This is a genomic window from Herbaspirillum sp. BH-1 (assembly GCF_002870055.1).
Lineage (GTDB): Bacteria > Pseudomonadota > Gammaproteobacteria > Burkholderiales > Burkholderiaceae_D > Herbaspirillum > Herbaspirillum frisingense.
The window spans coordinates 263,540-286,561 of sequence record NZ_PKOI01000004.1 but is presented as its reverse complement, the minus strand read 5'-3'; the positions used below and the strand labels follow the sequence as shown (position 1 = coordinate 286,561).

At 62.7% G+C, this 23,022-nt stretch carries 16 protein-coding genes; 4 read left to right on the top strand and 12 right to left on the bottom strand.

The features are described from left to right. Position 1: 1 nt before the first annotated feature. Together andAd and andAc are read right to left on the bottom strand one after the other, a co-directional pair. Positions 2 to 502 (bottom strand): anthranilate 1,2-dioxygenase small subunit AndAd, encoded by a 501-nt coding sequence (gene andAd / locus HBH1_RS08015; RefSeq protein ID WP_102662280.1) that lies wholly within the window; start codon positions 500 to 502, stop codon positions 2 to 4. Next, positions 499 to 1,779 (bottom strand): anthranilate 1,2-dioxygenase large subunit AndAc, encoded by a 1,281-nt coding sequence (gene andAc, locus HBH1_RS08010; protein ID WP_102662279.1) that lies wholly within the window; start codon positions 1,777 to 1,779, stop codon positions 499 to 501. The genes andAd and andAc overlap by 4 nt, the downstream gene beginning before the upstream one ends. A gap of 253 nt (positions 1,780 to 2,032) precedes the next feature. Between andAc and HBH1_RS08005 the strand changes: the two genes are divergently transcribed. Beyond that, positions 2,033 to 3,193, top strand: a complete 1,161-nt coding sequence (locus HBH1_RS08005; RefSeq protein ID WP_102662358.1) for a muconate/chloromuconate family cycloisomerase — start codon at positions 2,033 to 2,035, stop codon at positions 3,191 to 3,193. A gap of 63 nt (positions 3,194 to 3,256) precedes the next feature. Then, positions 3,257 to 4,168, top strand: a complete 912-nt coding sequence (catA, locus tag HBH1_RS08000) for a catechol 1,2-dioxygenase (RefSeq protein ID WP_006464258.1) — start codon at positions 3,257 to 3,259, stop codon at positions 4,166 to 4,168. A gap of 66 nt (positions 4,169 to 4,234) precedes the next feature. Here catA and HBH1_RS07995 read toward each other — a convergent pair whose 3' ends face one another. After that, positions 4,235 to 5,137, bottom strand: coding sequence for a LysR family transcriptional regulator (locus HBH1_RS07995; RefSeq protein WP_102662278.1), 903 nt, complete (start codon positions 5,135 to 5,137; stop codon positions 4,235 to 4,237). 443 nt (positions 5,138 to 5,580) lie between these two features. Here HBH1_RS07995 and HBH1_RS07990 point away from each other — a divergent pair, with 443 nt between their 5' ends. Then, the gene (locus tag HBH1_RS07990) at positions 5,581 to 6,600 is read left to right on the top strand and encodes an AraC family transcriptional regulator (RefSeq protein WP_102662277.1); all 1,020 of its coding nucleotides are present in this window, start codon (positions 5,581 to 5,583) and stop codon (positions 6,598 to 6,600) included. Between the two features lie 60 nt (positions 6,601 to 6,660). Here HBH1_RS07990 and HBH1_RS07985 read toward each other — a convergent pair whose 3' ends face one another. Genes HBH1_RS07985 through HBH1_RS25555 form a run of 4 tightly spaced genes read right to left on the bottom strand, consistent with a single transcriptional unit; the run spans position 6,661 to position 13,008 of the window. Then, positions 6,661 to 8,364, bottom strand: coding sequence for an SEL1-like repeat protein (locus tag HBH1_RS07985; protein ID WP_146012829.1), 1,704 nt, complete (start codon positions 8,362 to 8,364; stop codon positions 6,661 to 6,663). Beyond that, the gene (locus tag HBH1_RS07980) at positions 8,297 to 10,255 is read right to left on the bottom strand and encodes a phospholipase D-like domain-containing protein (protein WP_102662276.1); all 1,959 of its coding nucleotides are present in this window, start codon (positions 10,253 to 10,255) and stop codon (positions 8,297 to 8,299) included. Before HBH1_RS07980 ends, HBH1_RS07985 begins: the two co-directional genes overlap by 68 nt. Before the next feature lie 45 nt (positions 10,256 to 10,300). Further along, positions 10,301 to 12,211 (bottom strand): type VI secretion system Vgr family protein, encoded by a 1,911-nt coding sequence (locus HBH1_RS25560; protein WP_255411873.1) that lies wholly within the window; start codon positions 12,209 to 12,211, stop codon positions 10,301 to 10,303. Beyond that, positions 12,166 to 13,008 carry a type VI secretion system Vgr family protein gene (locus HBH1_RS25555; protein ID WP_255411872.1) on the bottom strand — a complete coding sequence of 281 codons (843 nt, stop codon included), beginning with the start codon at positions 13,006 to 13,008 and terminating at the stop codon, positions 12,166 to 12,168. Before HBH1_RS25555 ends, HBH1_RS25560 begins: the two co-directional genes overlap by 46 nt. Before the next feature lie 678 nt (positions 13,009 to 13,686). Between HBH1_RS25555 and HBH1_RS07970 the strand changes: the two genes are divergently transcribed. Continuing rightward, positions 13,687 to 14,778, top strand: a complete 1,092-nt coding sequence (locus tag HBH1_RS07970; protein ID WP_102662356.1) for a porin — start codon at positions 13,687 to 13,689, stop codon at positions 14,776 to 14,778. Between the two features lie 10 nt (positions 14,779 to 14,788). Here HBH1_RS07970 and HBH1_RS07965 read toward each other — a convergent pair whose 3' ends face one another. The 5 genes from HBH1_RS07965 to HBH1_RS07945 are packed head-to-tail and all read right to left on the bottom strand — an operon-like array spanning position 14,789 to position 23,022. Next, positions 14,789 to 18,055: a hybrid sensor histidine kinase/response regulator gene (locus HBH1_RS07965; RefSeq protein WP_102662275.1), complete on the bottom strand. Its 3,267-nt coding sequence runs from the start codon at positions 18,053 to 18,055 to the stop codon at positions 14,789 to 14,791. A 21-nt stretch (positions 18,056 to 18,076) separates the two neighbouring features. Continuing rightward, a complete protein-coding gene (locus tag HBH1_RS07960; RefSeq protein ID WP_051110952.1) occupies positions 18,077 to 18,736 on the bottom strand; it encodes a response regulator in 660 nt (219 codons plus the stop codon). Beyond that, a complete protein-coding gene (locus HBH1_RS07955; protein WP_233207560.1) occupies positions 18,726 to 19,559 on the bottom strand; it encodes an EAL domain-containing protein in 834 nt (277 codons plus the stop codon). Before HBH1_RS07955 ends, HBH1_RS07960 begins: the two co-directional genes overlap by 11 nt. A 59-nt stretch (positions 19,560 to 19,618) precedes the next feature. Next, positions 19,619 to 20,410 (bottom strand): fimbrial biogenesis chaperone, encoded by a 792-nt coding sequence (locus HBH1_RS07950; RefSeq protein ID WP_102662274.1) that lies wholly within the window; start codon positions 20,408 to 20,410, stop codon positions 19,619 to 19,621. Continuing rightward, the gene (locus tag HBH1_RS07945) at positions 20,407 to 23,022 is read right to left on the bottom strand and encodes a fimbria/pilus outer membrane usher protein (protein WP_166758288.1); all 2,616 of its coding nucleotides are present in this window, start codon (positions 23,020 to 23,022) and stop codon (positions 20,407 to 20,409) included. The genes HBH1_RS07950 and HBH1_RS07945 overlap by 4 nt, the downstream gene beginning before the upstream one ends.

The following is a 23,022-nucleotide window of genomic DNA, read 5'->3' as shown; positions in this document are numbered from 1 at the left end:
CTCAGATGGGAGTGGCCAACAGCGTCGCCACGCGCAGCGTGTCGTAGATCACGCGGCGACGGGCATAGCGCCAGCCGGCGTCGGTCTTGACCACGCGGTCTTCATAACGACCGGCCTGGTAGACGAAGGATTCGCCGTTCTGCAGGGTCTGTACCACCACGTAGCTGGACTGGGCATCGACCGAGCCGTCGGCGTTCTGGGTGAACACCAGTCCGGACGTCATGTGACGATAGGTGTGCGCCTCGTAGATGTTGGCATGGCGCAGCGAGAGCACACGGTCATGCAGCATCTTCTTGCTGTCGCAGTAGATGATGCCGATGGGCAGGCCGGCATCGGCGTTTTCACGCGGGATGATCTCGTAGAGGCAGTCATCGGTGAAGAATTCGGGCCACTCTTCCAGGCGGTCGTTGTCGAGGGCGTGGACGTAACGCTCCTGCAATTGGTGCAGGGCGAACCACAATGTCATCTGTTCCATGTTTTCCATCTGCTGTGCCTCGCTCATGCCTTTTCGATGGACGGGAAGCCCATCAGTTTCTGGTAGCCCATCCAGAACTTGCGGATCAGGCTTTCGGTGATCAGGGTGTCTTCCTGGTCCGGGTTGTCGCGCGCCATGTCGATCACCGAGCAGTGATCCGGGTCACGCGCCGTGCCACGCTGCACCAGTTCGGTAGCCTCGGTGTCTTCCATCGAGATGTAGCCGGCCGGCCCCACCAGGTTGGCCTGCTTGATGCGCAGGGCGCGCAGTTCCGGAGTGTCGTCCTCGTAACCGAAGAAGTGGAAGATCAGCTCGAAGTTGTTGGGTCCCTTGGGCAGCAGTTGACGCGCCACCAGGGTGTTGTGGATCTGTTGCACCACCAGCTGCGGGAAGATGGGCTGGATGTGGTTGGTGGTCAGTTCCTCGTATTCCTTGATCTGGCCCAGCACCGACGGGTCCTGCAGCGAGAAGCCCTCGTCGAAGGAACGGATCTCCTGTTGCTTGTAGGCATCGGCGGTCTCCACCTCGTTCTTGGTGGCAGTGATGATGCTGTGCAGGCCATGATGCTTGTCGGCCAGCGAGCGCGCCTTCATGCCCACGCGGAAGATATTGAAGGTGGTGTGGAACAGGTGTAGCAGACTGGCGTGGTACGGGTCCTTGACGTTTTCCAGGTAGAGCTTCCAGTTGGACTTGGAATACTGGCGGGTGCAGCCCAGGTAGACGATGGGCTTGTGGAAGATGCGGTCGATCCAGGGCCGCATCTCGGCGCCGATGTAGTCCGGCAGCGATTCCACGGTCTGGCTGAAGGTGGCGAAGACCAGGCCCTTGTAGCTGTCCACGCGCAACTGGCGCAGGCCATGGCACTTGGGATCGAAGTCCTTGGCCATGCCGGCCGCACCCTTCTGGCCGCGACGGAACGGCACGCCCAGCAGGTTGCCACGCGAATCGAAGCTCCACTGGTGATAAGCACAGCTGTGGGAACTGGCATTGCCACGCGGGGTGCGGCAGACCACGGCGCCCCGGTGCGAACACTTGTTGACCCAGGCGGCCAGGCTGCCGTCTTCGGTACGGGTCACCACCACCGGGGTATCGCCGACGAACGTGCTCGTGAAGTCGCCATTGTTGGGAATCTCCGCTTCCAGGGCCAGGAAGCTCCAGGTCTCGCCGCGATAGATGCGCTCCTGCTCCAGGTCGTAGACCTCCTTGGAGCTGAATACCTTGTAGGGGGTACGGGCGCCGTCGGCGCGGGGAAACTGCACCAGCGGTGCATAGCCTTGCTGATCAGGCTGGGTGGATGTGTTCATGCGGCGTGTCCTCATCGTTAGACACCAGGTCTGGCCCGGTATAGGACGCATCTTAGGTAGTGCCTGCCGGCCCGGATATCCACCATTTGCAATCTTTCCGGCCTGGCTTATCCGTTTTTTGCACGGCAAGGACGTTATACCCAAAAGGTATGCAGCATGCCCGAAACGGTCTTGGACACCCGGCGCGCTTTTTTCCTATGATGCGGCAAGTCATCGCTTGCCAGCACTCATCACCACTTACCCGGATTTCATCTTGAGCTCATCCTTGCCCGCCACCTCCATCGAGACCGTCGAGGTCCTGCTGCTGGACGTTCCCACCATCCGCCCGCATCGCCTGTCGATGACCACCATGCATCGCCAGACCCTGGTCCTGGTGCGCATCACCGGCAACGACGGCGTCGCCGGCTGGGGCGAAGCCACCACCATCGGTGGACTGGCCTATGGCGAAGAAAGTCCGGAAAGCATCAAGGTCAACATCGAGACCTACATGACGCCACTGCTGCTCGGCGCCGATGCCAACCAGGTCGCCGCACGCATGCACCTGCTGGACGAGCACGTGCAGGGCAACCGCTTCGCCAAGTGCGCCATCGAGACCGCGCTGTGCGATGCGCTGGCGCGCCGCCTGGGCGTGCCCTTGTCCACCCTCTTCGGCGGCCGCGTACGCGAGACCCTGCCCATCGCCTGGACCCTGGCCAGCGGCGACACCACCCGCGATATCGAGGAAGCCGAGAAGATGCTGGCCCAGCGCCGTCACAACATCTTCAAGCTCAAGATCGGCGCCCGCACCGTGCAGCAGGATTGCGCCCACGTAGCGGCGATCAAGCGCGCCATCGGCGAGCGCGGCAGCGTGCGGGTCGACGTCAACCAGGCCTGGACCGAGACCGATGCCATGCTGGGCATGCAGTTGCTGGCCGATGCCGGCGTCGATCTGGTGGAACAGCCCATTGCCGCCAGTAACCACGACGGACTGTGCCGCCTGCGCCAGAAGAACCGCATCGCCATCATGGCCGATGAAAGCCTGCACGGACCGCAGGACGCCTACCAGCTGGCACGCGTGGGCGCGGCCGACGTGTTTGCCGTGAAGATCAACCAGTCCGGCGGCCTGGCCGGCGCCCAGCAGGTCGCCGCCATCGCCGGTGCGGCACAGGTCGATCTGTATGGCGGCACCATGCTGGAAGGTGCCATCGGCACCATGGCCTCGGCCCAGCTGTTCGCCACCTTCGGTGCCCTGGCCTGGGGCACCGAACTGTTCGGCCCGCTGCTGCTGACCGAAGAAATCCTCGCCACGCCGCTGCGCTATCGCGACTTCGCCCTCGAATTGCCCACCGGCCCTGGCCTGGGCATCGAACTCGACCAGGATCGCGTCAACGCACTGCGCCGCGACCGCAAGACCCCGCTGGTCTCGCTGGCCTGACATTCACCGGCCAGCGACACCAGAGCAAGCCAACCACATCCAACCAGAGACAGGAGAGACAACGTGGACAAGAAAGCCATCGACGCGGTATTGCAGAAAATCGAGAGCACCGAGCTCGCGGAAGGGAACCAGCGTGTCAAGACCATCGTCAACCGCATCGTGCGCGACATGTTTTACACGATTGAAGACCTGGATGTGCAGCCGGAAGAATTTTGGGCTGCCGTGGATTATCTGACCTCGGCCGGCAAGTCCGGCGAATATGGCCTGATCGCCGCCGGCCTGGGCTTCGAGCACTTTCTCGACCTGCGCATGGACGAAGCCGAAGCGCGTCGTGGCGTGCAGGGCGGCACCCCGCGCACCATCGAAGGTCCGTTGTACGTCTCGGGCGCGCCCGAACAGAAGGGCTTTGCGCGCATGGACAAGGACGAGCAACCGGGCGACACCCTCTTCATGCAAGGCCAGGTCTGCGACGAGCACGGCAAGCCGCTGGCCAATGCGCTGGTGGAAGTCTGGCACGCCAACCACCTGGGCCGTTATTCCTTCTTCGATCCGGACCAGACCCCGTTCAACCTGCGCTGCTCCATCCGCACCGACGAGCAGGGCCGTTATCGCTTCCGCAGCCGCGTACCGGTCGGCTACAGCGTGCCCCCGGGCGGCGCCACCGACCGCCTGCTCAACAAGCTGGGGCGCCACGGCAGCCGTCCTGCGCACATCCACTTCTTCGTCACCGTGCCGGGCTACCGCAAGCTGACCACGCAGATCAACATCGCCGGCGATCCGTACCTGTGGGATGACTTCGCCTTCGCCACCCGCGAGGGCCTGGTGCCGGAGATGACGCATGTGACCGACCCGGCCGAACTGCGCAAGCACGAAGTCGATGCGCCCTTCTATGCCATCGAGTTCAACTTCAGCCTGCTGCCGGAACAGGGCGATCTGCCCAAGGCCGACATCAACCGTCCGCGCCTGGCCGCCTGAGCAGGCAGCGCGTCATGATGGGACGGGCCATGCCTTGTGCATGGCCCGTTGTCTTTCGCGCGAAGCTCAGGAGTATTCCTCTGCATGCATCTGCGCGATGCCTGATGCCGTGGCGCGCAATTTCTCCAGCAGCACGGAGCGGTCGTTGGCCCGGAAATTCATGATCACCGGCGAATGCACACCCTTGTTGGACAAGGCCCGATAGACCACGTCCGACCGGTGCAGCCCCTGCACCGAACGCGGCACCAGGGTCACGCCGACTCCGGCCGCGACCAGGCCGATGGCGGTCTGCATTTCGTTGGCTTCCTTGACGATGGTGGGCCGCAGACCGCGACTGGAAAAGATTTCCAGCACCTGGTCCGCATAGCTGGGACGCGGACGCGCCGGATAGAGGATGAAGCGCTCCTCGGCCAGTTGCGCCAGCGTCACCTTGTTGCGCGCCAGCAGCGCGTGACCCAGCGGAAACACCGCCACCAGCGGCTCTTCCACGATGGTCTCGCAGACGATGTCGGGATCGGTGATGGGCAGCCGGCCGAAGCCGACGTCGATGCGGCCGGACTTGAGTGCCTCGATCTGTTCCATGGTGACGATCTCGGAAAAGCCGATCTCGATATCCGGCAGTTCGGTCCGGAAACGCTTGATCATTTCCGGCAGCAGACCATACAGCGCCGACGGCACGAAGCCGATGTTGAACCAGTGCTGCTGTCCCTTGGCGATGAGACGGGTACCTTCCTCGATCTGCTCCAGCCGGGCCAATACCTGCAGGGTCTGCTCGTAGAAGAACTTGCCGGCCATGGTCAGGGCGATGGGACGCGAGGCACGGTCGATCAGTTCGGCCCCCAGCAAGTCTTCCAGCTGGCGGATCTGCCGGCTCAGGGGCGGCTGGGCGATGTGCAGCAATTCGGCCGCACGGCTGAAGCTGAGGGTGCTGGCGACGGCGTTGAAATACTTGAGATGGCGAAGTTCCACTATACCTCCGGGGCATACCATGATGCTGATTTGATATTGTACGTTCTCCGGCCCTGGGCATAGAATCCAAGGCCAGCGGCCGCAGAGCCGAGCGCACGACGCGTACATGCGTGCCATGCGCACCGCCAACAGCGAGGCCAGCGCCCACGCCAGCGCAGGCCCGACCAGAAGACCGTAGAGGAGACCGACATGAACCGCAGCACCCTGCCCCATCTTTGCCCCTGCCCGCCTTCCTGGCGGGCATGAAACTTGCAACCTCATTGCATTGACCGCGAGCCTCGCTGACTGAAGGGAAAGCAGACAGCGCGCCTCCCGGTCCTGCAATCCATGAAGGTGCGGCGCACTTCCGGCCACCGGCCGGTGCGCCCGTGCTGCATCACCACCCGGTACCAACGTCTCCTCCGCAACCGGCACTGCGCGGGCGGGACCGTTAAGAGGTTAACATGCTCAACACTGTCCATGCGCTCAGTCTGGAGCCGCTGTATCGTCGCCGCGTATTCCAGTCCACCCGCAAGGTCGACTGCCACGCCCAGGTCGCCAACGAACTGTCGGAACACGATCTGTTCTGGAAGGGTGACGACGTCGACACCGTGCTCTTCAAGGCCGCCATCCAGCAGTTGCAGATCTTCATGCTGAAGTACGGCGCCGAGGTCATCGTGCGGCCACGCCTGTTCAATGGCTTCGCCCTGGTTCACATGACGCTCTCCGGCACGGCCGAGATCGAATCGGACGGCCAGAAAGTGTGCATTCCGCAGGGCAAGACCGCGCTGATCGCACCAAAACGGAATCTGCGCCTGTGGTGGCAGGCGGGTTCCGAGCAACTGATCCTGAAGGTACCGCTGGCGCTGTTCGAGGAACTGAGCGCGATGGGCCAGCCCGGGCCATCCAATATGCCCTCCCTGTTCCTGCTGCCGCAGCAGGCTGCGCCGCATTGGGACCTGCTGATCCAGTCGCTGCTGCGCGTACTGGCCCTGCCCGGCCAGAGCGAGGGGCATGGCGAGTGGATTCGCCATTTCGAACGCAGTGCCGCGCAATTCCTGCTGTCGCAACTGACCAGCACGGTGCAGCCGGTGCTGGGCGTTTCCGGCAGCGCGCAGGTCGCGGCCAGCGAATCCGGCGACAGCCTGGTAGGCGCCGGCAAGCTGCAGCGGTTGGACATGCTGGAGCGTTACATCCGCACCCGCCTGTGCGCCCCGCTGGCGCTGGCCGACCTGGCCAGTGCCGCCGGCGTGAGCGTACGCGCGCTCAATGCGCTGTGTCACCAGCAATATGGCGTGGCGCCGATGGACCTGCTGCGCAACATCCGCCTGGACGCGGTACGCGAACGCCTGTTGACCCATCCCGGCGCCAACATCACCGACACCGCCTTCGAATTCGGCTTTGGTCACCTCGGACGTTTCTCTGCGTACTATCGGGAGCGGTTTGGGGAACTGCCCAAGCAGACGCGGGGCGGGATGCGTTAGAGAAGCCCTAGCCCGATCCAGACGGCTTCTATTCGATTAAACCTTGATCATCAGAAAGGTTTAATCATGCGCTCCGTCATCTTCACCGGTAGTCAGCGTCACGTGCTCCAGGCCGTTGCGTACCTCGTTGGCATTGGCCAGCCACTGCCAGAGGATGTCCTTCTCTTCGATACCCGGTCGATCAGCGACCACGGCAGGAAACGGCATGCCCTTTCTCACATAGGCCTGCCGATCCCAGCGATTGAAGGACGCATGCAAGGGATGTGTATCTGGTAGATAAGGACGCCATATGCCTGTGCGCGGGCAAGGTGAATGGCTTCTGTAGTAGCGCTCCGTTTTCGGGATATCGCTATAGCGCGCTGCGCGGCGGGCCACACGGGGATCGTCCTTGATTGGCGCCGGTGGCAATTGGTCGATGGCCTCGCCTAGATAATGGAAGCGGATGCGCCCATCTTCATCTTGCAGGCCGGTCCGGCTGCGATCGAAGAGCTCCCCCTTCAGATAGCGCATCGGTAGCTGCTGCGCATCCCACGCACGATGACGCTCGCTCACCGGATGCATCAGGCGGGCGATCCAGTAGCCCGTTTCGGGGGCGGCCGTGCTTTCATACTGCGGCACTATCTGGCGTTGCGGTTGCTCGGGGAGTTGCCGGCCCGGTTCGATATGGGCACGGCCGGTAAGCAGCCAGGCTGGGTTCGGTTCGGGTGGAGGTGGTGCGGCGGGTCGGGGAAGAATTGGCTTGGCCGCGTCGAGCAGGGTGTTGCGGTCGCCGTTCCACATGGGGAGCTTGGCGGGGGGAAGTGGAAGAATCTTGTCCAGGTTGGGGAAGCGGAGGTCGGGATTGCGTTGCAATGCATCGGAAAGAAGAGAATACCGTTCTCTACGAGAATTATCTTTGCCGCCACCTACTAAGGGCTTGCCGTTACCAAATGCGCTCGATAGAGAAATGGCAGACATGGTGTTACCCAATCGAACTCCCTCCTGAAGGATATGTAATGCTAATTGGTTATCCTCATTCAGTTCCGGATTCTCGCCTCTAATAGTTGCGCCAAGGTTGAATGCGGAATCCCCGCTACCTTGCCGAAAACCACATTCCAGCAATTTAAGCGCGATCTTCCGATTCGCCCAAAATGCAGGCGGGCTATCGTAGAGGGCCTCCATTTTCTTCCCAAGAAAAGCCATTGCACTCGGGCTCCCCATCTCAACAGCCAATTCCCAGAACGCGTAGGCCCGACTGACATCCTGCTTCACCCCTATACCGTGCATATGATAGATTCCCATCAAATCAAACGCGGCGGGGATTCCGAGCTTCATGGCGCTCTCCACTATCAACACCGCGTGTTCAGTATCTCTTGCCACACCTTCTCCGTGTGCAAAGGCGTTGGCGAGATTGAGCAGCGCTTTCCAGTGGTTTTTCTCGGCCGCCTGTTGCCAAAGCTGTACGGCCTTGACGTAGTCTCTTTGGTTTGGCCATAAGGTATGACTCGTCAGGGCGAGCCCTTCCTGAAACCATTGTTCCGCTTGTTCGTCGATTTTCGGAACGACATCACTTTCATACTTGCAGACAAAATCTTTGCGGTGAGGATCAAATGCCTTAAGTGGCATGTTTCGTGATGGATTTTTCATGGCACAGGAGAGTTGAGCGAGAATGACGAAATGAAGGATTAGTAGTTTTGAAAAAGCTTTCATTGGGTAGCTATGCCAGTCGGAACTTACTTTTTCGTTCATCGTTAAAGGGGAAGATGAAACCAGTAGGTGGCTCACCTTTCTCTCGCTTGTCAGCGTTGGCGGCGAGCAAGTCTCGCCAATCGTTGAAAGTATTGGCAATTTCCACATTACTTCCCCCACCCCCATCCTGCGTCCCACCCGTATGCCTCCCCCACACATGCTTCCTGATCTGCGCACTCATCGCAGGATCATCGCAAGCCACATTGATCTCCGCATCCACCGCCATCGAGCGCAGATTCAGGTTGGCGCTGCCCACCGTAAACATGGAGTCGTCGATCACCATCAATTTGCTGTGGATATAGATTTCACGATAGCGCTCGCCCAGCCTGGCTGACTCACCGTCCTTCAAGGGCGTTCGTGAGCGCCACGCATGGTCGTAGGTCCACAAGGTGCCGATGAGCGTGCGCATGCCCAATGTCTTCAGTTGCTCGCTGACGTTCTCCTTGCTGGTACCGGTCGATGCAGAGCTTTGGGCCAGGGTCGAGGGCTCGGCCGGTTTGAGCATGGGGTTCGGCACTTCACCCTTGGCGCGCTTCTCGCTGGCATAGCGCTCCCAGTCACGCTGCTTCTGGAGTTCGTCTTCGATCAGCTTGTCCTGATTGGGCATGGACTCTCCATGGCCCAGGGCGCGTACCGTGTCGTAGGTGCGTGGCACCATCTGCGCCAGTTCCGGGGCCGGAATCACCGCCATCACATGCAGTACCGGTACGTCGTCCAGGCTCAGGCCGGCGCGCTGGCATCCCTGGACGAAGTTGTTGCGGTTTTCCTTGAGTTCCTGTGCCCACTCGGTGTACTGGAAATACTGGTTTTCCACATACAGGTAACTGCGCGCAAAGCTGCTGGCCTGGCGATACAGGCGCTTGATGGTCTTGTCGCCTTCTTCCGGCTGGGTGCGTACGATCTGGGCATTGACCGTGGCCTGGCCTCTCAGGGGTTCCCACAGGCCAGGAGGCGGGCGATGCACGTCGTGCTCACGCTTGAGCGGGGAACCTCGTCCCTTGGCGCGGTTCCAGGCATCGGTGAAGTTCTTGCTGATGCCCACCAGCGCTTCGCCCTGGATGCGGCAAGCATAGTCCTGATAGGGCTTGAGGCCAGGTTGGCCATCCTTGGTGCCGCCTTCCCATGACTCGCCGCGACGTGGATCGTGGAACAGATGTTCTTCGGTATCCCAGTAGTCGGTCACCGAGTTCAGGCCCATCACATACCCGACTGCATGCACACCGCCTTCGTGTTCGTAATCAATGAGAATGGTCTTCTGGTGATCCGTGGCGACCACGGCCATGCCGACGGTCTCCAGCAGGCCGCGCTTGCCGGGCTCCTCGGACAGGCTGCCGAGCACCGCGCTGACGTCGCCATCGCGAGTGCGCAGACTCAGATTCTCGATCAGACCCTGTTCGGCTTCGTGGTACCACTGGGCATTGAAGGCTTCGCGCATGCCCTGGGGATCGTCGGCCGACGGGGGCAACTTTTCTTGCCTGCCCATGCGGTACAGGTTGCTCACGTTGGGTTCATAGGGGCCGGGCTGCCGGAACCCCGGCATGTTCCTGGCCAGCGAGCTGCCGATGAAGCCGTACCACGACAACAGCCGCACCTGCACCGGCTTGCCGCCGTTGTAGCGGCCTGCGGCAACATTGCGCAGTAGAGTGCCCCAGCTCTCGCCACGTGGCCATTGACCTCCTTCACGCTCCAGCTCCATGGCCGGGTCGAAGCCCCAGCAGATGATCTCCACACTGGCGCGGGCTTGCTTGATGTCGTTGAGGATGCTGCGAAATCCTTCCTCGCCGCAGTAGAGCATGGTCAGCTTGTTGCAGCGGTGGATGCGGCTGTGCCGGTCGTGCTCGCTTTCGAGCAGCCATTGCACGCTGCCCCAACTGATGGGCGAGGCTTCACTGAGGGGGACGCGGGATTTGCGGTGGGTGGTGGGCATGATGCGCCTGGATGAATAAGGGGTGGATCAAAAAGGCGGGCTGGATCAGCCTTCCCTGAACTCTCGGTTGCGCTGGCGGTCTTGTACGTCCTCGTCAGCGGCGCGATAACCACGCGCGGCCAGGCTGTCGTCCTCCGAATCCAGCGCGGCCTTGACCGGCAATTCGAACTCATGGCCGTTGCTCAACTTGACGACGTAATCGGTGGTACCTGGCGCGTGATCCTTGACGACCAGCTGTCCATGTCCGTCGGTCATGCCGTCGGCCACTTTGGCGCCGTCCTTGTAGAGCGCATACGGTTCGTGCGCGAAGATCCGACCCGGCATCGAGTGCGAACGCAGCAGGAAGGCCAGGCTTTGCTTGTGCTTGAGTTCATCCAACTTGACCGGCTCCGGCAAGCTCACCTGAGGGCCGTTGGCAGGGCCATCCAGGTTGTACTGCGCTGCATGCGCCTGCCAATTGCCGCTGGTGCCTTGTTCGATGCCGCCCGCATTGAAGCGCATGTAACTGCCCCCGCCATTGATGAGGACTTCTTCCTTGGCGGTGATGCTGATGCGATTGGCGGTGTGGGTGATGTTCAGTTTCGCCAGGATGTTGATGCTGTCCCTGAGCGCGGTGATGTCGATATCGGCGGCGGCGGCCACCAGTTTCATGCCGGCTTTGCAGGCGAACAGGCGTACCGCTTCCCTGGCGCTGGCCAACAGGCTCTTGCCGGCGCTGATGCTGGCATGGGCGCCGCTGGTCAAGGCCGTGTGCTGGTGGCTGAGCAGATGCGTCGAACCGGCACTGCTGCTCTGGATGCCGGCGGGGCTGGAGAGGGTGAGATGGGGTTGCTGGAATTCGGGGAAGCCGTTTTCGTCGCCAATGACGCGGCCCTTGACGGCATCATTCTGCTGATGCAGTGCCGCCACCACCTGGCGCTGGTCACCGTCCTGCTGCGCCCCGGACTGCAGCGCGGTCTGAGACAAGCTGTCATGCAGATCGGCGCCCTGCTCCATGCGCGCCACCGTCTCGGTCATGTCGGTGATATGGCCCTCGGCGCCAGGCCGGGCTTCGGTCGTAAGCAGCAGGCCGCGCTGCGCACGCACCGCACCGTGACCGTCGGTACGCAGTTCAAAGCCTTGTCCCCGGCCATCCTTGCGACCGGCGTGGTCATCGATACGGGTAATGTGACCCAGGCTGAGTTGGCTGGACTGATGATCGCTTTTGAGCTGGACCTGGATCTGCTTCCAGGTATCGTCCAGGACCAGATGATTGCTTCTCCCCAAGGCACGGTTGCCGCCCTCGGGGGTGAGCTCGCGACTGCGCAGGCCGGTCAGTGCTCGCTGCTGCGGCAGGTCCCAGGGCGGCATGTTGGCCTCGTTATGGACACAGGCCGTGATCAGGGGATGATCAGGATTGCCATCCAGCCACTGCACCACCACCTCGGAATCCACCCGTGGATGAGTGGTCAGCCCACTCCGGGAGCCAGCCCAGTTGGTCGCCACGCGCACCCAGCAACTGCTGGTCTGCTCCCGATCCCAATGGAAGCGCACCTCGATGCGGCCGTAGCGGTCCACGTTGAGGCTGCCCTTGCCCTTAGGCCCGACCACAGTGGCCGTCTGCAAGGTAGCAATCCGGGTATCGACACTGTCGAAACCAGGGCCGGGGCGCCAGGGGATGTCCAGTGGCTGGCAGACGAAGCGGTTGCTGTAATGCGCCTCCATATCGGCGCCTTGCAGATAGTTGTTGCAGGCCTCGTGATGGACTTCCAGGATCAGGAATTGTCCATCCTCCTTGCCGTGGCGAAAATGCTCGCGCAGGCGGAACGACCTGCCGGGTGCCACGTGACGGTTGTTCCCGCTGGCCTCGAACTGCAGGGCGCGGGCCTCGAGTTCCTCCATCCGCAACCGCACCAGCCGCTCCGCATCGGTCAGGTTGCGAAAACCATAGTGGCCCAGGTAGCGATGCTCCTCCACGCGGGCGGTGGCCCCCTGCTGGACGATCGTGCGGATTTCCGTCTCACGCGGATAGGCTGCTTGAAATCAAATCCGGTGACCACCGAACGGGCCGGTACCGACTGCCTGGTCGCGCGCCACTGCGCGATGGCGTCTTCGTCCTGCGCCCCGCCCTTGCTGTGGAAGCGGATTTCCGCACCGTCCTCGTCGAGAGGGCGGGCGCCGCAGGTGTCGTCACTGACGACCAGGGTGTGGCCATCCTCGGCATGCTCGTACCAGTAGGCGTATCCCTCGGCCGCCCAACGCCGCGACAGATAGTTGTGGTCGCTCTCGTCCCACTGCGTGCACATGGTGTATTGCGGCTGCTTGCGTACGACCGACCAGCGCCAGTGTGGCAGCCCACTGTAGGCCTTGAGGATCGCGTGGGTCTGCTGCTCTATCGTCTGCTGATGAAAGAGACGGCTGTTGCGGCGTAGCCGTGCGTAGTGCAGCCAGGGAACCAGAATGGCCTCATAGAAGGCGATCGCGCCGTCGGTCTTGACGAAGGCAAAGCGCGAGACGTAACCGGTAAAGGAGCGCAACCGGCCATCGGCCAGCACCAGCGACACGCAGAGCAGCTTACCCTGCATGCTTTCCAGTGCAATGGTGGCGTCGTCGCTGAGCAATTCCAGCGTGAAGCAGAAGTCTCTCGACATCGATTCGTGACCACTGAAACGGTGGATCATCAGCGGGGCCGAGGGGGCGTCGTCGTGAGGAAAGGAAAGACGCAACAGACGATGGTGGTGGTGCCGCTGATGCAGCATTTTTAGAATATTCATGGCAGCAAGGGAAGGATGAGCCGGACCAGGGAGGCAGTATCGGCTCAGCGCGCGCTCTTGCTCTTGCACCTTGTTGAACTAGTTGGCTGCTTCCGAAAATTTTCGACGCAGTTTTTCGCTGCACCAAACTGATTCGGTCATTCATCAAAATGGGGCAACTCAATTCGCACCGATAGCTTCGCTATCAGGCTCCGGGGAAATCCACGGTTCGCCTACCTAGAACTCATTTCATCAATAGGCGCGAGTGCGAGCGAGTCCCGTTTGGGATGAAGTGCAAGGCGCTAATTTGGGTCAAGACTGGGCGTCTTGACCCAAATTCGTAACGCAGCAATTCGCCCAAACGGGCCGCTCCCTCCGGGTTCTGCCCAGAAAGGGCGCTGGCCGCGTTGCGCTCCTTGCGTGTGGCACCACCACACGACGCGTCGCGCGCCTTGCCAGCGCCCTTTCTGGGCAGAACGCATCTCGCGACTATTGATGAAATGAGTTCTACGTAAAAAGTGGATAGTCGCGCGCCCGCAAGATGCAAGCGCCGGATATTTTTCATCGTTCCGATTCCCTATGATCGCCGCAGCAAGCGATGAGGTCGTGCGTCCACGCGCACGGCGTCACGGCAGGTCGGCCTGCGCGCTTGCCACCTCCACATCCGGTCCACTCAATTCAATCAACATGGGGAAGAGCATGAAAAAACTGGTCGCAGGCGCCATGGCGCTCACGGCAATGACTTGTGCACAGCAGGCGCTGGCGCAAAGCCAGGTCAGCATCTACGGCATCATCGATACCGGCGTGGTCTATACCACCCACGCCAACGCCGCCGGCAACTCGGTCCTGAAGATGCCGTCGCTGACGGCCTCGTTCCCGTCACGCCTGGGCTTCAAGGGTAGCGAAGACCTCGGTGGCGGACTGCAGGCCATGTTCGTGCTGGAGTCCGGCTTCGCCGTCGATACCGGTGCCATGGGCCAGGGCAATCGCCTGTTCGGTCGCCAGTCCTACGTCGGCCTGAAGAATGGCTGGGGCAGCCTGATGCTGGGTCGGCAGGTCAACATGACCTACCTGGTCACGGCCAAGTCGGATGTGATGGGTCCCAACATCTTTTCCATCAGCAGCATCGATTCGTACATCCCCAACGCCCGCAGCGACAATGCCATCGGCTACCTGGGCAGCTTCAACGGTCTGACCGTCGGCGCCACCTACAGCTTCGGCCGCGATACCTCCAGCGCCGGCGGTGCCAGCGCCACCAACTGTGCCGGCGAAGTGGCCGGCAATGCCAAGGCCTGTCGCCAGATCACCGGTATGCTGGCCTATGACGGCAGCAGCTACGGCATCTCCAGCTCCTACGACATCCTGTACGGCAACACCGGAGCCGCCAATGGCCTCACCAGCAGCAACAATCACGATCAACGCGTCACCCTGAATGGCTACGTGATGCTGGGCCAGAGCAAGATCGGCGGCGGCGTGATCGACCGCAAGACCCGCGCGGCCACCGCCAATACCGATTCGGACCTGTACTACCTGGGCTTCTCCACGCCGCTGTCGGTCGCGCTGGTGCTGGACGCGCAGGTGGCACGACTCAAGGTCAAGGGCACATCCAACAACTCCACACTGTCGGTGGCGCGCCTGACCTACAACCTCTCCAAGCGCACTGCGCTGTACAGCTCGGTGGGATACATGAAGAACGGCGGCAGCGCCGCGATCCCGCTAGACGTGGGCGGGACGGTCGGGGTCGGCATGAACCAGTTCGGCGTGATGACGGGTGTACGTCATACCTTCTGAGCTTGATCCCTCAGGTCTCGGCATCGACCACGGCGATCCATTGCAGGATGGCCTGCATTGCATCCGGATCGCCGTCGGCCAATGCCGTCTGTAGTATCTGGCTGCGTTCAGCCAGATGCTCACGGCCCATGGCCAGCAGACCACCCTGCAGGCGATGCAGGATGCGTGCGGCGCGTTCGCCATCGCCGCACTGCAGGACCTGCTGCAACTTGTCCCGCTCCTGCGGCCAGCTGTGCCGGAAGGCATCCAGCAGTACCTTTTGCAGCGGGTCGCCCTGGTCCTGTACCGGCGCTGCCGGGCGGCCGAAACGGGATAGCAGTTCCTGCATCTGCTGCAGCGACCCTGGTTTGTAGAGCAGGGCATCGAACAGTCCGCTGGGCAAGTGCGCCAGGCTGTCCGGGCCGGCGGCGGTGGTGGCGATGATGCATGCCTGCGCATGTTCCTGACGCACGCGTCGGGCCAGCGCGACGCCGTCCAACCCCGGCATGTCCAGATCGGTGATGAGCAGGTCGGCGCGCTGCGCCTGCCATTGCGCCAGGGCGTCCAGGCCATCGCGTGCCAGCCGCAGGCGTTGACAACCCAACGCCTGCAGCTGTTGCTGGATCAGGGTCAGGTTCACGTAGTCATCCTCCACCACCAGCACGTCCAGCATGTCCGGTGCGGCGGGCAGCTGCACGGCCTGCGGCTGGCATCGCCATGGCGGTACGATCGTCCCATCCTGCTGGCTCAGGGCCATCCGCCAGGCATGGCGGTCGAAGGCACTGACCTGGCGCCAGTGCGTCACGCTGCTGCTGTGGCGAACCACATCGGCGCGGATCAGCACGGCCGTCTTCGATGCACTCGCAGGCGCAGCCACGAAGGCTTCTACGCTATCCGGCGCCACCAGATGAATGGTGGTCAGGCCCGCCGACTCCGGCTCGACCGGCTCGCCCCCCCAATGTTTGAGGTATGCGCGCAGCATGGCTGCGGTGCTCGCCTCACCGGCATGCAACGCCACCTGGCGTCCACGCAGGGGGGCGGCATGCAGCGAATCCGCCTGCGGCAGGGTCTGCAGCACAATCTCGGCGCCGAACACGCTGCCCTTCCCCGGCTCGCTGGTGAGGGTGATATCGCCACCCATCAACTCGGCCAGGCGCCGGCACAGCGACAGACCGAGTCCGGTACCGCCGAAGCGCTGGCTGATACTGTCGTCGGCCTGTTGCAGGGACTTGAAGATGCGCTGGCGCGCCCCGGACGAAACACCGATGCCGGTATCGGCCACCTCGAAACGCACCACGCTCACCCCCTCGGCACTGCGCAGCAGGCGTGTGGACAACGTGATGCTGCCGCTGCTGGTGAACTTGACCGCATTGCCAACCAGGTTCTGCAGGATCTGCATCAGCCGACGTGGATCGCCGCGCAGCGGACGTTCCAGCGCGACATCCGGCAGACAGCGGAACTGCAGTCCCTTGTCCAGCGCCAGCGGCGCGAACAGCTGGGCGCATTCTTCGAGCAGCTCGTTGACCTGCAACTGCTCGGAAGCCAGCGTGATGCTCTGCGACTCGATCTTGGTGATGTCGAGAATGTCGTTGACCAGGCTCATGAGCATGTCGAAAGCATGCCGGATCAGCTCGATACGCTGGCGCTGCGGCGCCGACAGGTCTTCTCGCGTCAGCAACTCCAGGTGACCGATGGCCCCGTGCAAGGGGGTGCGGATTTCGTGGCTGACCTGGGCCAGGAACATGGACTTGGCCTGGTTGGCACGGTCCGCCATGCTCCTGGCGTCGCGCATCAGGGCTTCATGCGCCTTCTGCATGTTGAGGTCGATCATGCCCAGCAGTAGCACATCCTGACCCGAAAAGCGGGTGCGCGACCACACTGCCCCCAGGTGGCTCACGCCGCCGTCGCGCAAAGGCAGTTCGGCTTCGATCATGGCCTGGCGCAGATCGTCACCCACCCGCACCGCCGTGAGGATCTGGGCGTAGAAGCCGGCGCTGGGCAGTGCAGATTGCTCCAGCATCTGTGCCGCCACTGCGTTACGCAGCACCACCTCGCCGGAGCCCGGCGCATAGACGGCGATACCCACCGGCAGGGTGTCAATGATGGTCTGGCTGAACTGGCGACTTTCCACCATTGCCAGTGCCTTCTTCTGTAGCGGGCCGATCACGCAACGGTCGAAGTACAAGGTGGCTGCCCACACGAAAAGCAAGGAGAACAGCCCCCAGAACGCGCCGGTGATGAAGTTGCCCTGAAGGCCGGCCAGCACATCGCGCCAGGTGAAGGTATAGACCACCACCCAATCCGGCCCCTCGATGGTCTGGGCGATGAAGAAGCTGCCATCGTCATGGAAATGGCCGACGTGATCATGCGGATCCATCTCGCGTCGCACATGCTCCTGGATGTGCTGCATCAGGCCCGGATCGACCTGGCTGTCGGGCTGGCTCAACAGCTGGACGCTACCCTGTCCTTCGAAGACGAACAGTCCAGGGGTATCTTCGTTCTTCATGAAGAACTGGCGGAACTGGCTGGCCGGGACCGAGAAGACGGCCGTGGCCTCATCGCCCTTGTCCAGCTGGATACGCACGGCCAGCCTGGTCACCGCATTACGCACCAGCGGCGCGCTCAAGGCCGGACTCATCCATAGCACGCGCTGTCCGGTGCTGCCCTGGGCGCGGGCGGCACGCTCTCGTTCGGCGGCGAAGGCGGCGTTGACCGGTGCCCCCAGGGCGCTGATGTAGCGCGCGATACCCTGTTGCCTCACCAGAGCGAGCTCAGCCCCCTCCAGCGGTGGCGAGACCGCCAGGAAACCGGCATCGGCCGTATAAATGAAACCGTCCAGCGTCACCCCCGGCTCGGCAGGATTGAACATCGGTAGGGCCGACGCCTGACGCAAGAGGAGCAGCAGGCTGGCCAAGCGCAGACGGTCGGCGGCCGTATCGCTGCGGACCAGGAGCGAGAACGGTACCACCGTCAAGTTTTCCGGACTGCGGGTGATCTGCCCGCCACCGACGTTGCCGGTATAACCCTCCAGCGTCAGCAATTCCCTCTTGTAAAGATGTTGCAGGCGTGCGTACATTTCGGCGAACTGGACCACACGCGCTGTCAACCGGTCGACCTCGGACTTGATCTGCTCGCGCTTGCTGGTGAAGGTGCCGATCTGGCGTTCACGGAACTGGGAAAAGGCGCTGTATCCAAGGAACAGGATGGCGCAAACGATGGCCGCCGACAACAGGCAGGCGCAGCAGTAGAGCAGGCGCCGATAGTAGCGCTCGGAAAGGGCGAGGAGCTGGCGTGGCATGGGTTCCGGTGGTGCGCTGGATCAGTCGCCCAGGCTCTGGAAGACGCGACTCAGTTCGACGTCATTGCTCACTCCCAGCTTCTTCATCGCCGCCACCTTCTGGTTGCTGATGGTCTTGGGGCTGCGGTGAAGTCGTTCGGCGATTGCGGTGATGGACATGCCCTGGCAGATCATGCGCGCCACCACCAGCTCGCGCTCGGACAACTGGCCCAGGCCGCTTTGGCGCGGGTTGACGCTGAACAGGCTGCCCAGCAGGGCCGACGACAGGGACTGCGGCAGGTAGACCTGCCCGCCCTGCACGCTGTAGATGGCCTGTGGCAGGTTGACGAAATCACTGCGATTCTTGCCAATGAACCCGGCAGCGCCCAGTTCCAGGGCGCTGGAGATGATCTGCGGCTGGGCGTGGGCGCTGAGGAAAATCACCTTCATTGCCGGATGGTGGCGGCGCAGCCGCTTGAGCAGGTCCAGGCCGTCAGCGTGCGGGTCGTCGTCGAAAGCGTAGTCGCACAGCAGTACATCGACCGGTGTCTGCGCCAGCGCTGCCATGAGCTGGGCGATGCTCTCGGCGGAAAAATGCAGTGCGATGTCCGTGCAGGGCGCCAGGATCGCCTCTATCCCGCGCAGAACCACCGGAAAATCATCGGCAATGCCGACCCGTATCGTTACCCCTCTAGTCGTCACGGCAACACCCCCTTTCCGAAACTGGCTTCATCGTCGATGCTTGTGTGGCGTGACCGCCTACCGGCCTCCTGACGTGATTCAACCTGGCAAAAAAATCCGGCAGCGCCATCGGCCTGGCAAAGTAATATCCCTGGAAGCGTCTCACCCCGATGCGGCGCAGGCCCTGCCACTGCGCCAGGGTCTCGACACCTTCGGCGGTGACGGAGGCACCGAATACCGCGGCCAGTGCCACGATCTTTTCGATCAGGCGACTGTACATGGAATTTCCGTGCATGGCAGCAACAAATGAACGGTCGAGCTTGAGGCAACTGATGCGGCCACAGGCCAGTTGGTGCAGGCGAGCGTCGCCGACGCCGAAATCATCGAGCGCTATGGCGATATCGGCATGTTCGCACTGGGCGAACAGGCGACGGCAATGCACCGGCCCGAGATCGCCGCCGCGTTCGGGCATCTCGATCATCAAGCGTAGCTGCCCCTCCTGCAAGTCTTGCAACAGGGCCTGACATTGCGCCACCAGGGTATCGTCGTGCAATTGCTGGCCACATGCGTTGAAGGAGAGAAAGAAGGGTTGCAACAGACGCACCTGCGCCCGCTTCCAGGCGATGCTCAGTTGTCTGAGCATCTGCCGCGTGGCCGCCGCCAACAGTCCCTCCTCCTCCAGCCTGAGCAAAAAACTGCCCGGCGGCAGCATCCCGGCTTGCGGATGCTGCCATCGCATCAGGATCTCGGCACCCAGCCATTGGCCATCGGTACCGACGATGGCTTGCAGGAAGGGAAGGAACTGCCGTCGACGCAGCGCCTGCAACAGCTGCGCGCGCGTCATCGCGGGCATCCTGTCACTCCTGGTGCTGTGATAAGTGAGGCCAAGCATAAGAACTCCGTTCAGGGGTGGGAGGGCGGTGTCAGCGCAACTTCGTGTTCGCTGAGGCGGCCGTCGTCATTGATGGTCTGGTACCGCAGGTACGGTGCTTGCCAGGCGGCGGGCATCCCGGTCCGGGCAGTTCCATCCTGCTGCAGCACATAGCGCTGCTGGCCATAGGGTGGGACCATCTGGTCGGGCGCCAGGCGCGGCGAGAACCCTTGTGCGCCATCGCCAAGCTGCAAGGCGGCGAAGGAGACGAAGTAGGGGCTGTCGTTGCGACATACCAGCACCCATGCGCCTTCTTCCCCGGGGTCCCGCGCCAGATGGAAGTGCAGTGCGTGGTGCCACTGCGGACCGGGGGCAGGCAGGCCTGGTGGGCGGTAAAACAGCTTGATCTGCGTGTTGATCCCCAGCAGTAGTCGTGATGCATCCTGCTGCGGGGCCTTGGCCGACAACAGCGCTATCTCATAGAGATTGAGCCAGAACACCGACTCGCGCCCGGCCGGCAGGGGATCGCCGGTGTACAACACCCGCACCTGGCTGACGGCGTGCGGCTGCAGTCGTTGTACCGCCGGCATGACGAACATCGAAGACAGCACCGTGTCCGGCGCCTGGCTGCCTTCCCCCTGATCGACCCAGCTCTGCATCATCACCGGGTAATCGTTGGTATTGGCCAGGCGCAGGCTGATCTCGCCAACGCCCTGGCTGAAGATCAGACGCGTGCGTTCCGGCATGATCCCGGCCTCTCCGACGCTGCACACTGTCAGGCTCAGCCACAGGAAGGCACAGCGCCACATGAACCACTGCCTCATTGCGTAGCTCCACTTGCTGCGGGCGGGCCGGCGTCGGCGGGGAGGAAGGCTTCCCGCCGGGGCGCGGCGATGCAAGCGGCATCCAGGCGCAGGAGGGCTGCCTTGAGGTCCTGGCCGTGCAAGTCGTAGCGGACCGCACAGCGCTCCTGCTGGCCATCCCCCCAGCGTACCAGCAGGTTGCCGCGCAACGGGGCGATGCGCAGATAGGCCTGGCTACCCTGCCCCACCATGCCCACCAGCTCGCCCTGCGGATCCAGCACATCGGCGCCCATGGGCAGGGGCTGACCATCGTCGCGCCGCAGCCGGATCAACAGGGCATGGCCGGAGCGGGTCCGGAAGTTCAGCTTCAGGGTGGCGCCGGCATAGGGGATCACGGTGCGCTGGCTCTCAAGGATCTCGCTCTTGCTGCTCATCCCGGCGTCCGCCAGTTCCACGACGTTGCGCTGGTAGGGTGACAAGGACGGCAGCAGCGCAAAGCCGTTGCTGTCGATCACCGCACCTTGACCATTGAAGAGCCGGGCTCCCTCGGCCCCCTTGGCTTCGACCAGGGCAAAGGTATCTCCCAGATAGGGGCCAAAGGTAATGCCGCCACCATGCAAGGCCAGCGCGCCACGGGCATTGGCTGCAGCCTGCCAGTAGTCATGGCCACGGGCCAGGTTGAGATTGAGGTTGACCTTCGGCAGGCGCATGCCGACATTGCCATTGAGACTGTCCTGTCCTCCGCCCGGTGCGTGGCTGGCACCCAGGCTGTAGCTGATGTGGCGCTCGCCAGGCACCATGGCGGAGAGCTGCGACTGGTACAGATCCTGTCCAGCCGCCTTGACCACCGAGCTGCTCAGGACCGGCCGATCAGCGCCGGCTTGCCCCAATGGAATGGAAAGCGACAGCATGACCGAGGAACCTGGTCGACCCGCTTGCGGCAGGCGAGGGTCCAGGCCCGACTGTACGCTGGAGGCGGCACTGACCTGCTGCCGCTGGAATGCCAGATTGATGCTCATGCCATTGCTCCACATGGTTGAATAACCGAACTGCAACTGGGTGATGCGGCTGCGGTTGTGATAGAAGGTCTGGGTCAGCCCGGAGAGGTAGAGTGACCCCACGCTGCCCAGTTGCTGACTGAGCGAGACGTCGAACCGCGAATGCTGCTGATAGCTGCTGGAATTGGCCAGCGCCCACTGGTTGCCGCGCCCGGCATGGCGTTCGCTGAGCACATCGGCCAGCTCACGGTAGCCGGCCGTCGAATAGCGATAGCTGGCAATGGAAAAATTGGTGCCGGTGGCCTCGAAGGCGTGCGAATACGACAGGCCCAGCATCCAGCCAGCGCGCGCCCCACGCCCGGTATCTGCGTAAGAATGATTCAGCGCCAGTCCGACCGACCCTGCCGGCCCTGCCAAGGTAGTTCCGATCAGCACCGAACGGTAAGCCCGGGCCAGTCGCATCCCGACGTTGCCGGTCAAGGCATTGCTCAGACCACGTTGATAAAGCGCGTCCATGAACAGCGCCGGCGTGTCGGTATCACGCGTGCGCCCGGCGGTCAGGCTGTAGCGCGAGCGCCCCCGGCGCATCGATTCCGGCAGCGCGGAGAATGGCACGCTGAAGCTGGAACGCGTGCCGTCAGCCTCGATCACGGTGACGTCGAGGTCGCCGTTGTAACTGGTCGGATACAGATCGTCAATGACAAAGCTGCCTGGCGCCACCGTGGTGCGATAGATCTCGCGCCCCTTCTGGCTGACGATGACCTGGGCGTTGCTGCGGGCACTGCCGCGAATGACCGGCGCGTAGCCGCGCTGCGAGTCAGGCAGCATGCGGTCATCCGAACTGAGTTCCAGGCCCTGGTAGGCCAGACCGGAGAGCAGCTTTCCGGAAGTGAAGCTCTGGCCCACCGTCAGTTCGCTGGTCCAGCCTGGCAAGGCGCGCCTGGCGTAGGTACGTACCGGATTCCAGGCCAGCCCGGCATGGTTGTCATAGCCCAGACTGCCCTGCTGGCGCAGGCGCCACAGACCGAGATTGACGCCACTGTCGGTAAAGCCGTAGGTCGCGCTATGGCTGACCTGTGCCGTGCGAACGTAGTACTGGCTGATGCTGTAGTTGACGAAGCCGATACTTTCGCCGGCGTCGTAGTGTTCGGGGTCGACATAGCCCCGCGCCACGTGCTTGAGCTGTGCCTGTGGCAAGGTGAGGTTCAGGCGCAGATTGGCCAGATCGAACACCGCGTTTGCGCCTGGCGCAAGTTCTTCGATGCGCGCACACTCGCGCTGCCCCAGTTGCGCCAGCAGATCTGGACGCAGGTTCAACATGGCAGCATCCTGCGCCTTGAAGCAGGCTGCGACGCCCTGCCCTTCGAACAAGTCGAAACGCAGCGACCGCCGGTGACTGAAACTGCCATTGACGAACACATCCACGCTGTAGGTGCCGGGCTCCACATTCCCTACCCGGTTGAAGCGCGACAGGCTACCCTTGTTGACAGGGGAGGCCATCTCCAGCGCCTCCAGGAAGCGATAGCTCTGCTCCGGTTGCCCGGCCACCGGCGGGGCCATGACCAACAGACTGGCGCCCAACGACAGCGCTGTCCAGCCGGCTCCCGCCCGTAGCGTTGATCTGCATGGTTTCAC

Excerpts from the sequence above, each read along its gene's own strand:
- andAd (WP_102662280.1), bottom strand. The coding sequence starts at position 502 with ATGAGCGAGGCACAGCAGATGGAAAACATGGAACAGATGACATTGTGG.
- andAc (WP_102662279.1), bottom strand. The coding sequence starts at position 1,779 with ATGAACACATCCACCCAGCCTGATCAGCAAGGCTATGCACCGCTGGTG.
- HBH1_RS07990 (WP_102662277.1), top strand. The coding sequence starts at position 5,581 with ATGCTCAACACTGTCCATGCGCTCAGTCTGGAGCCGCTGTATCGTCGC.
- HBH1_RS07980 (WP_102662276.1), bottom strand. The coding sequence starts at position 10,255 with ATGCCCACCACCCACCGCAAATCCCGCGTCCCCCTCAGTGAAGCCTCG.
- HBH1_RS25555 (WP_255411872.1), bottom strand. The coding sequence starts at position 13,008 with ATGAATATTCTAAAAATGCTGCATCAGCGGCACCACCACCATCGTCTG.
- HBH1_RS07970 (WP_102662356.1), top strand. The coding sequence starts at position 13,687 with ATGAAAAAACTGGTCGCAGGCGCCATGGCGCTCACGGCAATGACTTGT.
- HBH1_RS07965 (WP_102662275.1), bottom strand. The coding sequence starts at position 18,055 with ATGCCACGCCAGCTCCTCGCCCTTTCCGAGCGCTACTATCGGCGCCTG.
- HBH1_RS07955 (WP_233207560.1), bottom strand. The coding sequence starts at position 19,559 with ATGACGCGCGCGCAGCTGTTGCAGGCGCTGCGTCGACGGCAGTTCCTT.
- HBH1_RS07950 (WP_102662274.1), bottom strand. The coding sequence starts at position 20,410 with ATGAGGCAGTGGTTCATGTGGCGCTGTGCCTTCCTGTGGCTGAGCCTG.